16 protein-coding genes and 3 tRNA genes are annotated in these 12,988 nt (G+C 38.8%); 13 read left to right on the forward strand and 6 right to left on the reverse strand.

What is annotated here, in order from left to right; all coding sequences use genetic code 11:
• Nucleotides 1-76: 76 nt before the first annotated feature.
• Nucleotides 77-790 carry a response regulator gene (locus AB1397_06555; GenBank protein ID MEW6482639.1) on the reverse strand — a complete coding sequence of 238 codons (714 nt, stop codon included), beginning with the start codon at nt 788-790 and terminating at the stop codon, nt 77-79.
• 134 nt (nt 791-924) lie between these two features.
• On the opposite strand from AB1397_06555, the gene AB1397_06560 reads away from it, so the two are divergent.
• From AB1397_06560 to aroA, 6 genes are read left to right on the forward strand one after another with little or no spacing between them, the layout of a single operon-like run.
• Entirely contained in the window at nt 925-1,221 is a 297-nt protein-coding gene (locus AB1397_06560) for a DUF721 domain-containing protein (GenBank protein ID MEW6482640.1), read from the forward strand.
• 33 nt (nt 1,222-1,254) lie between these two features.
• Nucleotides 1,255-2,769 (forward strand): FecR family protein, encoded by a 1,515-nt coding sequence (locus AB1397_06565; protein ID MEW6482641.1) that lies wholly within the window; start codon nt 1,255-1,257, stop codon nt 2,767-2,769.
• Entirely contained in the window at nt 2,766-3,479 is a 714-nt protein-coding gene (locus AB1397_06570; GenBank protein MEW6482642.1) for a hypothetical protein, read from the forward strand. Before AB1397_06565 ends, AB1397_06570 begins: the two co-directional genes overlap by 4 nt.
• Nucleotides 3,480-4,616: a hypothetical protein gene (locus tag AB1397_06575; protein MEW6482643.1), complete on the forward strand. Its 1,137-nt coding sequence runs from the start codon at nt 3,480-3,482 to the stop codon at nt 4,614-4,616. It abuts the gene before it with no gap.
• Entirely contained in the window at nt 4,606-5,121 is a 516-nt protein-coding gene (locus AB1397_06580; protein MEW6482644.1) for an LptA/OstA family protein, read from the forward strand. Before AB1397_06575 ends, AB1397_06580 begins: the two co-directional genes overlap by 11 nt.
• Nucleotides 5,118-6,374, forward strand: a complete 1,257-nt coding sequence (gene aroA, locus AB1397_06585; protein MEW6482645.1) for a 3-phosphoshikimate 1-carboxyvinyltransferase — start codon at nt 5,118-5,120, stop codon at nt 6,372-6,374. The genes AB1397_06580 and aroA overlap by 4 nt, the downstream gene beginning before the upstream one ends.
• Here the strand turns inward: aroA and AB1397_06590 are convergent.
• Genes AB1397_06590 through rplW form a run of 5 tightly spaced genes read right to left on the reverse strand, consistent with a single transcriptional unit; the run spans nt 6,361 to nt 9,367 of the window.
• Nucleotides 6,361-7,272 carry a methylenetetrahydrofolate reductase gene (locus tag AB1397_06590; protein ID MEW6482646.1) on the reverse strand — a complete coding sequence of 304 codons (912 nt, stop codon included), beginning with the start codon at nt 7,270-7,272 and terminating at the stop codon, nt 6,361-6,363. The genes aroA and AB1397_06590 overlap by 14 nt on opposite strands.
• Nucleotides 7,265-7,936 (reverse strand): methylenetetrahydrofolate reductase C-terminal domain-containing protein, encoded by a 672-nt coding sequence (locus AB1397_06595; GenBank protein ID MEW6482647.1) that lies wholly within the window; start codon nt 7,934-7,936, stop codon nt 7,265-7,267. Before AB1397_06595 ends, AB1397_06590 begins: the two co-directional genes overlap by 8 nt.
• Nucleotides 7,937-7,980: 44 nt before the next feature.
• Entirely contained in the window at nt 7,981-8,259 is a 279-nt protein-coding gene (rpsS, locus tag AB1397_06600) for a 30S ribosomal protein S19 (protein MEW6482648.1), read from the reverse strand.
• Complete coding sequence (rplB, locus tag AB1397_06605) at nt 8,256-9,083, reverse strand: 50S ribosomal protein L2 (GenBank protein MEW6482649.1); 828 nt, start codon at nt 9,081-9,083, stop codon at nt 8,256-8,258. The genes rpsS and rplB overlap by 4 nt, the downstream gene beginning before the upstream one ends.
• Nucleotides 9,080-9,367 carry a 50S ribosomal protein L23 gene (rplW, locus tag AB1397_06610; protein MEW6482650.1) on the reverse strand — a complete coding sequence of 96 codons (288 nt, stop codon included), beginning with the start codon at nt 9,365-9,367 and terminating at the stop codon, nt 9,080-9,082. The genes rplB and rplW overlap by 4 nt, the downstream gene beginning before the upstream one ends.
• A 99-nt stretch (nt 9,368-9,466) precedes the next feature.
• On the opposite strand from rplW, the gene pyrF reads away from it, so the two are divergent.
• The 7 genes from pyrF to rpmF all read left to right on the forward strand — a co-directional run bounded on the left by pyrF (nt 9,467) and on the right by rpmF (nt 12,852).
• Nucleotides 9,467-10,189, forward strand: a complete 723-nt coding sequence (gene pyrF / locus AB1397_06615; protein MEW6482651.1) for an orotidine-5'-phosphate decarboxylase — start codon at nt 9,467-9,469, stop codon at nt 10,187-10,189.
• 90 nt (nt 10,190-10,279) lie between these two features.
• Nucleotides 10,280-11,038, forward strand: a complete 759-nt coding sequence (gene ispF, locus AB1397_06620; GenBank protein MEW6482652.1) for a 2-C-methyl-D-erythritol 2,4-cyclodiphosphate synthase — start codon at nt 10,280-10,282, stop codon at nt 11,036-11,038.
• A 3-nt stretch (nt 11,039-11,041) separates the two neighbouring features.
• A tRNA-Thr gene (locus AB1397_06625) sits at nt 11,042-11,113 on the forward strand.
• A gap of 29 nt (nt 11,114-11,142) precedes the next feature.
• Nucleotides 11,143-11,224, forward strand: a tRNA-Tyr gene (locus tag AB1397_06630).
• A gap of 287 nt (nt 11,225-11,511) precedes the next feature.
• Nucleotides 11,512-11,584, forward strand: a tRNA-Gly gene (locus AB1397_06635).
• 259 nt (nt 11,585-11,843) lie between these two features.
• On the forward strand, nt 11,844-12,602 hold the full coding sequence (locus AB1397_06640; protein MEW6482653.1) for a slipin family protein: 759 nt from the start codon (nt 11,844-11,846) through the stop codon (nt 12,600-12,602).
• Nucleotides 12,595-12,852, forward strand: a complete 258-nt coding sequence (gene rpmF, locus AB1397_06645; GenBank protein ID MEW6482654.1) for a 50S ribosomal protein L32 — start codon at nt 12,595-12,597, stop codon at nt 12,850-12,852. Before AB1397_06640 ends, rpmF begins: the two co-directional genes overlap by 8 nt.
• Nucleotides 12,853-12,988 lie beyond the last annotated feature (136 nt).

Genomic DNA, 12,988 nt, shown 5'->3' on the forward strand with positions numbered 1-12,988 from the left:
TCGTGATTAAAAAATCTCCCTCAAAATTTAACATTTCTCTTTCATTTTACAATTTACAATTGTTTAGCTACAAATCCTAAATAATCACCTTTCTCATCACATCCAGAAGGCTTCCAAAATCAATAGGTTTTTTCATAGAGCCATAAAGCCACCTCGCCTCTTCCCTTTGTAAGATTTGGGTAAGGTCATAGCCTGTTATCAAAAGCACCTTTATATCTTCGTAAATATTCCTTGCCTTTTTAAAGAGCAAAAGGCCATCCATATCAGGAAGGCAAAAATTTAAAAGAATAAGATTAACCCTATTTCTCTTTAGAATAGCTAAAGCCTCCTCGCCATCTTTTGCACTTAAGACATTAAACCCTTCCATCTTTAGCTGCTCGCTTAAGAAATCCCTTATCCCTGCCTCATCATCAACTACTAGAATCATCTTGTCACTTAAAAGGGTTTTCCTTATCATCTCAATTATCCTTCTTGGATTAAATGGTTTATGAATACATCCATAAGCACCCGAAACCATTGCTTGTTCTATCAGGTCTTCAACCGCAAAGCCTGTCATCATAATTACCTTGCAATCCGGAGCTTTTTCTTTAATCTTTAAGAATAGCTCAACGCCATTCATTCCAGGAAGCCTTATGTCTAACAGGGCAAGGTCAAATTTTGTTTCTTCTAGTCTTTCAAGGGCAGAATTTCCATCAAATGCAACATCTCCTTTAAACCCCTCCGTCTCTACTATCTCTTTTAAGAGATCTGCTAAATCTTTCTCGTCATCCACGATTAAAATATTAGCCACCTTGAAAGAATAACATCCCTCTTAGGATTTGTCAAGAATCCAGTGCAGTCAACCCTAGGGTTTTGCTTGCAAAGTTTTAGATATTGGAATAAAATATAGATTGTCCAGAGCAAGATTAAATGCTTTAAGAAGATATGAGGAGAACAAAGAAGGTAGAAAGGATTGATGTAGTTCTTGATCGGGTATTAAAGGCGTCTGGCTTGGAGAATGCCTTTTTAGAGCAAAGGGTTATTTCTTTATTGCCAGAGATATTTGACAAAAGGATAATGGCACATATAAAATCATATCATATGGAGGATAGAATCCTCTTTATAAAGCTTGATAGCCCTGTCTGGGCAAGGGAGCTTTTGTTCTTGAAAAAAGAGATGATGGATAAGATAAACAACTCCTTGACAAAAAAATATATCAAGAATGTAATGTTTAAAAGCTAGAGATCCCGAAAGAGTTCTTAGAGTTTTGAAACAATGAAAAAGGCAATCTTTTTATTGCTATTTACAACCCTTGCTTTTGCTGAGGATTTTAAGCTTTCCTTCTTTATGGGAGAGGTCTTTGTAAAACAAAAGGATAAAACAGAATGGATAAAGGCATCCCTTAATATGATAATAAAAGAGGGAGACCAAATAAGGACAGGCGAAGATGCATCTGCTGAGATAATAAGAGGAGAGGATGTGATAAAGATTGCTTGCAATACAACCTTTACATTAAAAATTTTGGCAGAAAAGAGGGATGTATTCAGTGTATTTTTTGGCAAGGTCTGGCTGCGCATAAAAAGGCTAAAGGAGAAGGATACAACCATTGAGACACCAACCACGGTTATGGGGCTTCGGGGAACCATATTCTCAGTTGATGTTTTGGGAAAGAGGACAATTACCGACCTCTTTGAGGGAGAGCTTGATATTTTAGCCGAGGGAAAGAGGTTTATTTTAAAGGCAAAAGAGAGGTTTTTACACGATGTGGATAGGCCAATTGAAAAAAGGATTGAGAAAAGACCTCTATCTGCCGATGAAATGAAGGGATTTAAAGAGATTTTTAAACTACCCGAGGAATTGCCAAAAGCGCCCTTACCCCAAGCAGCTATTCCTCAAACAGGGCTTGTTTCTTTAGAAAAACCAAAGGAAAAATTGCTTTCTCAATTTAGTGCACCCAAAGAAATAGAGGATTTAAAAGGTGAAATAAGGGGTATAAGGAATGAATTAAAAACAGAAAGGCTATCTATCCTTACGGTAAAGGAAAGGGATTTTTCTTGTGGAAGGACAATGAGGGATAAATGGGGAAACCTTGTCCGGGTTGAGCAACACCTCTATAGACCTACAAATTCAAGCATAAGGTTTGTGAATATAAATAAGAGGGAGACGAGATTAGAAAATACAAGCCAATTTAGCTATGGAATGATTGATGCAGAATTTAATAAGGAGTTACCCGATGATATTAGAAAATGGCCAGAATGGATAAAGGGTATGGTGGATGAGGATACCATAGCTGACCTTCATCCAGAAATTGTAGAATTTATCCTCTCCAATGGAAGGCCTCAGGAGGCAAATGCCGATAGGATGAGGTGGGTAAGCGAATGGGATTCTTCAAAAGATGAGCTTAAAGAACCCAATTTTTATATCGACAAAGGCGGAGATAATTCATTTGGTTATACCCCATACAGCAATGATTGGAAAAGCATAAGAGAAACAACTGGTGAATCCAAAAATGAATTTTGGTCTGAGGAGACATTTAAGATATCAAAGGGAGGAAATGTAGTAGGTGAAATGTTTGTCGGCTCATACCTTATCAACAACGATGGCAAGGTTTTAAATGAGGATGATTTTAAAAACATTGATGGTTTTGATGCCTTAGAAACCACAGCCCTTGAAATGAGGTTTGAAAGCACAAATTTGTTAAACAAGCCAATTGACATTATTTTTACCGCAGATATTATTCTAGCAGGCATAAGGGAGTTGATGGGTAGTGTAATCGGAGCGATAGAGTGAAAAAAGTCCTTATCCTCCTTTTTCTTTCAGAAATAGCCTTTGCCGGATTAAAAGAATGGGGGGCAGAGAAGGCAATTGACCTTGCCACAAGGCTTGATGAGGCCTTGATTGACCTTTCTCAAAGCTCATCCGACCTCTCTTGCCTACCAAAAAACAAAAGATTTAAAATAAACCTTAACCTTTTACCGTTTATCCTTCCTCCTATTTTTCCCAATGCAAGCCTTAAGCTAAAGGTATTAGGGGAGAAAAAAAGGCTACCCCAAATTGCCTTGGAAGCAGATTATGGAGAGGTAATTGGCTTAAGGTTTGCCGAAGAAATGGAAGATATTGAAAAGGCAAGGTGCTACACCTATGCTGCCTCCCTTATCCTAAAGAAAAGCCTAAGGGATAATGTCTCTATATTTGGTGGGATAAGGAACATAAGGGGAAAATGCGAGATTTTCCTTTCTGAAAAAGGGACATCTTCTGATTGGATTAAAAGAGAAGACCTTCCCACAAATGTCAAATTGGATGAGATTGCTATATTTTCAGGGCTTTATATCTTAAGGGGGAAAAATGGATTTTGGTCAGTTGCCTCTGGCTATATCCTGAAAAGAAAAAAGCTTTTCTCCAAGATTGAGCTTGGGTTTGGTAAGCATTGGGCATTTTCCCTAGGGATTTACCCAGAGGGTGTATTTACCTTCCATCCTATGCTTAATTTAAGGTTTTAAATGAAGAGATTTTTGTTGCTTATTCCATTCTTTGCGTGGTCTATTGAATTTAGCCCATATTATAACTACACCTTATCCCAAGGCTATAACTTTGGCAAAGACATTTCCTCCTCTTTTGGCACAGGAATAATCAATGATCTAGGATGCCAAATAAAGCTTAATGGTAAAAATAGCCTCCTCTTCCTTTATGAGGCAAGTTATGAAGGACCAGGATTAAAAGAGGAGGGAAGATTTACTGATCGATACCAAGACCACCTCCTTGTTGCCTCGTATAAAAAGAAATTTGATAAATTGATTTTAAAAACAAGGCTTGATTACACAAAGAGCTTTACACGGTCAGGTGTTTCTGAAGATTGGGATTCTGGAGATTATAATTATAACAAGCTTGGGTTTGGGCTAGACCTTCTTTCTTCTATTAGAAATATAAAGCTTGGGCTCAAAGGAAAGATTGCTCATATTAAATACCCGAATTATACATACCTTCTGGGCGAGATAGACCCAAAATATGACATCCCAAGGTATGACCATAACCTATATAAAATTTCATTATCGGGGGGCTATTTAATTCAAAAAAAGCTCCCCTGCGAAACCTCTTTTGACATTGTCTTTAGGAATTACAAGAATGAATTTATCAAGGATGTAAACTCTGGGGCAGATACAAAAGAAAAGGAGAAGGATCGGGTTATAAGCCTTAATGGCAATATTTCTTATCCCTTAAAAGAAAATCTTGACCTGGGAATGGATTCCTCCTTTTCATTCTTAAGGTCAAACTACAATGAGGTAAAATTTGCCTCGGGTGGAACGGTTACCGATGCTTGCTCTTCATTCTATAACTATAACCTTTATTGTTTTTCCCCCTTTATAAGCTATGGAGAAAAAACAAGGCTCAATCTTTCCTATTCCCTTGAAATGAAGAATTTTTCCCACCAAAAGGCAGAGGATAAAGATGGAAATTGGCTATCTGACAAGAGAAAAGATAGAACAAGCCTTATTCTCATTTCTGCTACAAAAAAGATAAACAGACAGGTTTCTGCCACAATATCCTATGGAATAAAAGCCCTATCCTCTAATATGGAAAAGACCGGATATAACACCACCTATAATTCGTTGGGGTTTAATTTGCAATTTGAATACTAAATCTCTCCTCTTCTTGTTTCTTCTCACAACAAAGCTTTATCCCCTTACAATGACCGTGTCAGGGGATAGTGCAAATTGGAATAAAAAGAAGCAGGTTTTTGTTTTAAAGGGAAATGTTGTTTTAAAGAGGGGTTCTATTACCCTTAAGGCACCCATTGTCCGATTAAAGGGAGAGATTGAAAACCCAGAGAAAATTATTGCCTCCGGAGGCGTTATTGTTTCTGATAAGGAACGGAATGCGACCATTAAGGCAGAGACAATTGAGGTATTTTTAAAGGAAAAAAGGGGATGGGCAAAGCAGGGGGTAAGGATTGAGTATAAAAACAGGGTAATCTTGGGAAAACAGGGGGTATATGATGGTTTAAAGGACATTGCAGAGCTAACCGGTTCTTGCACAATGACAGAGGCAGGTAGGGTATTTGAAGCAGAAACAATGAGGTATTTTACCGAAGAAGATAAAATTGAATTTGAAGGGTCTGTAAAGGGTAAAATAGAGGTTAAATGAAAGAAATAATTGTTCCTCCCGATAAATCCATATCCCATAGGGCAATTTTAATTGGCTCTCTATGTAAGAAGCCTCTTAAAATAAAAAATCCCCTTAAAGCAGGGGATACCCTATCTACCATATCCTGTCTTCGTTCCCTTGGGATAAGGATAGAGGAAGAATGGGGAATGCGGAGTGCGGAGTGCGGAGTGAATGAAATAATTGTTTATGGAAAGAGTTGGAAAAAGCCAGAAGCCCCCCTTTACTGCGGAAACTCTGGAACAACAATGAGGCTTCTTTCTGGAATCCTTGCAGGCCTTCCATATGAAGTAATCCTTACCGGAGATAGTTCATTAAGCAAAAGGCCAATGAGGAGGATAGGAGAGCCACTTTCTATGATGGGTGCGAAATTTGTTGGTGATTATCCGCCGATTACAATAGAAGGAGGCGACCTAAAGGCTATATCATACAAGATGCCAATCTCAAGTGCTCAGGTAAAATCTGCAATCCTTCTCGCAGGGTTGTCTGCCACGGGAAAAACAAGCATAACAGAACCCCTTCTATCCAGAGACCATACAGAAAGAATGTTAGAATTCTTATGTGTTCCTATAAAAAGGGATGGCTTTACAATTTCCCTTGATGGACCCTTTGAAATTGAAGGAGGATTAGAAATAGAAATCCCAGGGGATTTCTCATCTGCCTCATTTTTTATTGGCGCAGGCATTATCCTTAATAGAGAGATTAAGATTAAAAATATAGGGATAAACAAGACAAGAATAGGGTTTCTTGATTGTTTGAAAAAGATGGGTGCAGCTTTTACCATAGAAAATGAAAGGCTTATCTGCAATGAGCCTATTGGCGATATTATTATAAACCCAAGCAGGCTTTCTGGAATTGAGGTTTCCCCTAAAGATATTCCAATAATGATTGACGAGGTTCCTATTCTTTCTATTTTAGCTTTATTTGCAGAGGGAACAACCATAATAAAAGGCTCATCTGAGCTTAGGGCAAAGGAAACCGATAGGATAAAGGCAATGGTATTAGAGCTTTCAAAACTAGGGGCAAGGATAAGCGAATTGCCAGATGGTATGGTTATAGAGGGTGGCTATCCATTAAAGGGAGCAGGTCTTTATTCCCACAAAGACCATAGGATTGCAATGGCCCTTTCTGTTTTATCCCTTAAGGTTCCTGGAATAGAGATTGAAGGAAAAGAATGGGCAGATATCTCCTTTCCCAATTTTTATGAGATGATTTCTTGGTTTAAGAAAGGCTAATTTTAAGGTTTGCCCTTTTTACAATGAGAGAAACTACCTCCTCCCATTCTATTGCCATAATATGAATTCCCGCTACCCCTTCAATCTTTTTTATCTCCTCAATTGTCTCAACGCATATCTCTATTCCCTCTTCTTTCTGTTTTTCTTTTGCAACTCCCTTTAGCCTTGTAATTATTTCATCGGGAACATCCATTCCAGCCACGCTATTTTTTATGTAATTTGCCATTGCTGCTGATTTTAGGGGTGTTATTCCCGCAAGGATATAAGCCTTTTCTGAAAGCCCTTTTTCTACAATTCCTTCCATAAACCTTTTGAATTTTTCTAAATTGAATATGCATTGTGTCTGGATAAATTCTGCTCCTGCCCTTATTTTCTTGGAAAGCCTTGATAGCCTAAACTCAAATGGGTCGGCAAATGGGTTTTCTACCGCACCAATAAACATTTTTGGAATTCCCTCTATGCTATCCCCTCCCAAAACCTTACCTTCATCCCTCATTATCTTAACTGTCTGAATCAATTGGATAGAATCAAGGTCAAAGACATTCCTTGCTTGCGGATGATTACCCAATTTCTGGTGGTCTCCCGAGAGGCATAGAATGTTTTCAATGCCTAGGGCATAGGCACCAAATATATCTGATTGTATGGCAATTCTATTCCTATCCCTTGTGGTCATCTGCATAATGGGTTCAATTCCCAATTGCTTTAAAATACAGCAAGCCGCAATGCTTGACATTCTGACAATGGATGTCTGGTTGTCTGTAACATTCACCGCATCAACATAGCCCTTAAGGAAACCTCCCTTCTTTTCTATAATTCCTTTATCCGCTCCCTTTGGTGGTCCACATTCAGCGGTTACCACAAATGTTTTCTTCTCTAATAGCTCTTTTAACCTACTCAATATAGATGTCCTCCCTGATAATTTTTCTTAACCCTCCCGATCGCTCGGTTGACCAATCCTTTGGGGGGATTATCTCATCCAAAAGCTCCAATTTGTTTAATTCCTTAAGCCTATCATATATAATTTGCCAGGCACAGGGAACATCCTTTGATATTTCACATTTCCCTTTGTTTGAGCCTCCACAAGGTCCATTAAAAAGGCCCTTGGAACAGCGGACAACAGGGCAGATACCCGCGGTTAGATGGAGGATACAATTTCCGCAGGCACCACACCTTTCCACCCATAACCCCTGCTTTTCTGGAAAGCCTAAAAATGATGTGTTTAAGGCAGGGTATACTGGGATTTGAGGAAATCTTTCCGCAATCGCAGAGACGCCAATTCCACACCCAAGGGAAAGAATAGCATCTATATCCTTTATTTTATTGCTTAGCTCATCAACGAATTCCCATTCACACTGCCTTATAATTGTTTCTTCAAAAAATTCTATCTCTTTTCCTTCAAGCCTGGTTGCCATTTTTAAAGATAAAGCAAGGATTTTTGTCTCCTTTTCTCCACCTGACATACATACTGTAACACAGGTTCCACAGCCAACAAGTAATATCCTTTTGTGAGATGAGACCATCTTTTTTATCTCGTCAAAGGGCTTTCTCTCTGCAATTATCATTTTTTAAGAAGCTTGGTCACAGTTCTTCCTTTTGCCACTAAATTCTATGTTTTTGCCGTTGAGCGCTTGGTATGCTCGCCGTGGCCACGAAATGTCCTGGTGGGAGAGAATTCGCCAAGCTTATGGCCAACCATATTCTCTGTGATATAGATAGGCAAAAATTTCTTTCCGTTGTGGACTAAGAATGTATATCCTACAAAATCAGGGGGTATAACTGAGTTTCTTGCCCAGGTTTTAATAGGCTTTTTATTAGCCCCCATCTTTTTAATCTTTTCCAGCAATTTTTTATAAATGTATGGACCTTTTTTTACCGACCTACTCATATTATTTTTCTCCTTTTTATGATAAATTTATTAGATTCCTTGTTTTTTCTTCTTGTCTTTTTTCCTTTTGTCATCTTTCCCCAAGGGCTTACAGGATGCCTTCCACCCGATGTCTTTCCCTCTCCTCCACCCAATGGATGGTCGTGTGGATTCATCGCCACACCCCTTGTCTGGGGCCTAATTCCCTTATATCTTTTTCTTCCCGCCTTTCCAAAAGAGACATTTTCCCAATCAAGGTTTCCAACCCTTCCTATAACTGCCCTACAATTAAGGCTTATTTTCCTTATCTCACCTGAGGGAAGCTTGATATGGCCATAATCACCCTCCTTTGCTACAAGCTGGGCAGCTGCTCCTGCTCCCCTTGCAATCTGTGCACCCTTTCCAGGCTTTAGCTCAATATTACTTATCTCTGTGCCAACTATGATATTTTTAAGGAGCATCGCATTCCCTATCTTTTGTTTTACTTCATCATTTGAGGATATAATTTCATCACCCACAGAAAGCCCATAGGGAGCTATAATATACCTTTTTTCACCATCTTCATATTTTATAAGGCCAATATTGGATGATCTGTTTGGGTCATATTCAATGGCTAGAACAGAGCCCTTTATCCCAATCTTATCCCTTTTAAAATCAATTATTCTTAATCTTCTTTTTACACCGCTGCCCCTATGGCGAGATGTAATCCTTCCCAGGTTATTCCTTCCGCCAGAGCTTTTCCATTTGGCAAGGAGAGATTTTTCTGGTTTCTTCTTTGTTATTTCTTTTATAAGAACAGACATCCCCCTTCTTGCTGGTGTGGTTGGGTTATATTTTTTTATCATAGCCCCTCAAATATTCCAATAGATTGTCCCTTAACCAGGCTTATAATTGCCTTTTTTGTATCAGGCTTTTTCCCTATAATCCCTCCCCTTATTCTCTTTTTTCCCTTATTTATCATCGTATTTACATCAGAAACCTTTACATTGAATGCCTTTTCTATTGCATTCTTTATCTCAATTTTATTAGAAGATGGATGGACATGGAAAATATACTTACCTTCTTTACGAAGGTAATATGCCTTCTCCGTCAATATAGGCTCTAAAATAATCTTATGAAAATCATCCATTTTTTAAAATTCTACCAATACTAATTTACCCTTGTCAATAAAAATCTAAATCTATCCGACCTTGACAAATTTAATTTTTATAATATAATTGTTAAAAATATGAGAAATATTAAAGCAGAAGATCGGTTGATTGTAGCATTAGATGTTTCAACTTTAAAGGAAGCTAAGGAAATGGTAAAAGAATTAAAGGGATTGGCATCTTTCTTTAAAGTTGGAATAATTCTTCAAATCACAGCTGGTTTAGCATTTGTAAAATGGCTTATAAATAATGGAAATAGGGTCTTTTTAGACCTTAAATATTTTGATGTTCAAGATACAATTAGAGAGGCAGTGCAAGCTGTAGCAAAAATAGGGGTAGATTTCTTAACTGTCCATGGCAATGGGAAGATTATTAAAGCAGCTGTAGAAGGAAGGGGGGAAAGTAAGCTAAAAATTCTTGCCGTAACTGTTCTTACAAGTTTAGATGCTTACGATATTAAGGATTTAGGTTTTCCCTGTTCAATAGAAGAGCTTGTTTTGTTTAGAGCAGAAAAAGCAGTAGAGGCTGGATGTGATGGCGTAATAAGCTCTGGACAAGAGGTTAGATTAATTAGGGAAAGGATAGGAAATAAGCTTTTAATTGTTAGCCCTGGTATCCGTCTTGAAGGCACCAATATAGACAATCATAGAAGATATGCAACACCAACTCAAGCAATTGAGGGAGGGGCTGATTATTTAGTAATTGGAAGACCTATAATAAAAGAAAAAGATCCTAGAGAGGCTACAGAAAAAATAATTAGAGAAATGAAAGTAGCTTTTCAAGCAAGAGAAAATAAATCCTAAGAAACCTTGTGTCGCTTTTTTGCATTTTACAATTGGAACTAAACAATAATTCTTGAAAAAAAGATAGTTATAGAATATACTCTTAACAAGATGTATAAAGAAGATTATTATCATATTCTTGGTGTTAAAAGGGATGCCTCGACTGAGGAGATAAAGTCAGCTTATCGAAAGCTTGTCAAGGAACACCATCCTGATAAAGGGGGTGTTTCTTCAAGGATAAGGGAGATAAATGAAGCATATAGTGTTTTAAGTGATCCTGACAAAAGATTAAGATATGACCTTCTTAATCCAGTAAGCGAAGAGGAATTTGATGAAAGCAAGATGGAAGGTTTAATAAAGGAAGAAGAGGTTATTTCTGTTGAGCCTGTAAGGATGGGCATAGGTTTTGATACCCATCCTTTGGTTTCCTATAGAAAGCTCTTTCTTGGCGGCGTTGAGATTCCCTATGCCTATGGTTTGGCATCCCATTCTGATGGTGATGTTGTTTTACATGCCCTATGTGATGCATTGTTTGGGGCTATTGGAGAGGATGATATTGGTCATCACTTTCCCGATACAAATCCAGAGTATAAGGATATCTCATCAATTACCTTCCTTCAGCAGACATCAGAGATTCTTGCAAAAAGGGGGTTTAAAGCAAACAATGTTGATTGTATTATCTTGGCTGAGAAGCCATTGCTTTCTCCTTACATCCCAAAGATGAAGGAGAGAATTAGTAAAATTCTTGAGATTCCAAAGGAGAATGTTGGTGTTAAGGCTACAACCTGTGCGGGATTGGGATATATTGGAAAAAAGGAAGGAATATCTGCCTATGCTATTGTTGGCGTTATTCCAACCAGAAAAAGGTGATTTGCTGGTGTAGCTCAGAGGTAGAGCAAGCGCCTTGTAAGCGTTAGGTCAAGAGTTCGACTCTCTTCACCAGCTTTTAAATTATGAATTAAGCGAAGCGTATAGGGCAGGTACCCAAGCGGCTAACGGGGTCAGACTGTAAATCTGATGACTTTGTCTTCGGAGGTTCAAATCCTTCCCTGCCCAAATCAGGAGTATAAAGTTGGAAAAAAGGATGGAAGGATTTGAAGCCAGCCGAACGCCGACCCTTAGGGAGGATGAAGTGAGGCTGGCCGGGAACGAGAGATTTTATTAGACTCTGAACGAGCAAAGCGAGTGAAGAGGCTTAGAAAATCCGAAGTTCAAATCCTTACTCTGCCCAAATCAGGAGTATAAAGTTGGAAAAAAGGATGGAAGGATTTGAAGCCCGAATTCTGCCCAATTGGGATTTAGGAATTTTTATCTTATTAAATCCTAAATTTCTAAATTCTGATGCGGGGATAGCTCAGCTGGTAGAGCGTCAGCCTTCCAAGCTGAATGTCGCGGGTTCGAATCCCGTTCCCCGCTTAGGGAAAAAAGTAAAATATGGTAGTTAAACTGAGGATAGAAGGTTTTATAGAAAAGGAGAATAGGGATTCGAAGCCAGCCGAACGCCGACCCTTAGGGAGGATGAAGTGAGGCTGGCCGGGAACGAGAGATTTTATTAGACTCTGAACGAGCGAAGCGAGTGAAGAGGCTTAGAAAATCCGAAGTTCGAATCCCGTTCCCCGCTTAGGGAAAAAAGTAAAATATGGTAGTTAAACTGATTAAAAAGGAGGTGTTCAAAATGAACATATTGTTTACGCCAATAGGGGTTGTGGCAGTGTTAATCTTTGTGCTTATCTCTGCCATAAAGGTATTGAGGGAGTATGAGAGGGCTGTTGTCTTCCGTTTGGGAAGGCTTGTGGGAGAAAGGGGGCCAGGTCTGATTATCGTCCTTCCTGTGATTGAACAGTGGCAAAAGGTTGATACAAGGACGATAACAATGGATATTCCGCCACAGGAGGTAATCACCCAAGATAATGTTACCATAAGGGTTAATGCTGTGGCATATTTCAGGGTTGTTAATCCAAATGAGGCAATAACAAAGGTTGTGAACTATACCTATGCCACATCGCAAATAGCCCAGACAACCTTAAGAAGCGTGCTTGGTCAGGCTGAGCTTGATGAGCTTCTATCCCAGAGGGAAAAGATAAACCATAAGCTTCAGACAATCATTGATTCCCAAACCGACCCTTGGGGGGTAAAGGTTTCTGTGGTTGAGGTAAAGGATGTTGAGCTGCCTGAGGCAATGAAGAGGGCAATGGCAAAGCAGGCAGAGGCAGAGAGGGAAAAGAGGGCAAAGATAATCCATGCTGAGGGAGAATTCCAGGCAGCAGAAAGGCTTACCGCAGCGGCTGAGACAATCTCAAGGATTCCATCGGCAATACAATTAAGGTTCCTCCAGACATTAACAGAGATTTCAACCGAGAAGACATCAACCATTATCTTCCCTGTTCCCATAGATATGTTAAAATCATTAGTTAAAGGAGAAAAAAATGGCTAATCCAAAGCGTAGATTCTCTAACTCAAGGACAGCAAAGAGGCATTCCCAATGGAAGCTTCCTTCTCCTTCTATTTCCCTTTGCCCACAATGTAAGCACCCAAAGCTTCCCCATAGGGTATGCACAAATTGCGGGTTTTACAACAATTCCCTAGTCCTTTCAATGGCAAAGAAGGAATTTAGAAAGGAGAGAAAGGAGAAGAAAAGAAGGGAAATTGAAGGAACTAAAGAAGAGGAAGAGAAGAAAGGGTAATTCCTCCTTTCTTTTCACCATTAGCTTTAGATGGGTAAAGGTAAATACTTACTATAGTATCTTCCATTACTTAGTGCAAAAATAGTATTTAAGAAATTTTGAATTCTAAATTTTGAATTTTGAATTGAAAAAGGTT

It is taken from the genome of bacterium, assembly GCA_040756715.1.
In the GTDB taxonomy this organism is placed as follows: domain Bacteria; phylum UBA9089; class UBA9088; order UBA9088; family UBA9088; genus JBFLYE01.

Bases quoted from the DNA above. Each gene is read 5' to 3' on its own strand.
- AB1397_06560 (MEW6482640.1), top strand. From the start codon at position 925: ATGAGGAGAACAAAGAAGGTAGAAAGGATTGATGTAGTTCTTGATCGG.
- AB1397_06565 (MEW6482641.1), top strand. From the start codon at position 1,255: ATGAAAAAGGCAATCTTTTTATTGCTATTTACAACCCTTGCTTTTGCT.
- AB1397_06575 (MEW6482643.1), top strand. From the start codon at position 3,480: ATGAAGAGATTTTTGTTGCTTATTCCATTCTTTGCGTGGTCTATTGAA.
- aroA (MEW6482645.1), top strand. From the start codon at position 5,118: ATGAAAGAAATAATTGTTCCTCCCGATAAATCCATATCCCATAGGGCA.
- AB1397_06595 (MEW6482647.1), bottom strand. From the start codon at position 7,936: ATGATAATTGCAGAGAGAAAGCCCTTTGACGAGATAAAAAAGATGGTC.
- rpsS (MEW6482648.1), bottom strand. From the start codon at position 8,259: ATGAGTAGGTCGGTAAAAAAAGGTCCATACATTTATAAAAAATTGCTG.
- rplB (MEW6482649.1), bottom strand. From the start codon at position 9,083: ATGATAAAAAAATATAACCCAACCACACCAGCAAGAAGGGGGATGTCT.
- rplW (MEW6482650.1), bottom strand. From the start codon at position 9,367: ATGGATGATTTTCATAAGATTATTTTAGAGCCTATATTGACGGAGAAG.
- pyrF (MEW6482651.1), top strand. From the start codon at position 9,467: ATGAGAAATATTAAAGCAGAAGATCGGTTGATTGTAGCATTAGATGTT.
- ispF (MEW6482652.1), top strand. From the start codon at position 10,280: ATGTATAAAGAAGATTATTATCATATTCTTGGTGTTAAAAGGGATGCC.
- AB1397_06640 (MEW6482653.1), top strand. From the start codon at position 11,844: ATGAACATATTGTTTACGCCAATAGGGGTTGTGGCAGTGTTAATCTTT.
- rpmF (MEW6482654.1), top strand. From the start codon at position 12,595: ATGGCTAATCCAAAGCGTAGATTCTCTAACTCAAGGACAGCAAAGAGG.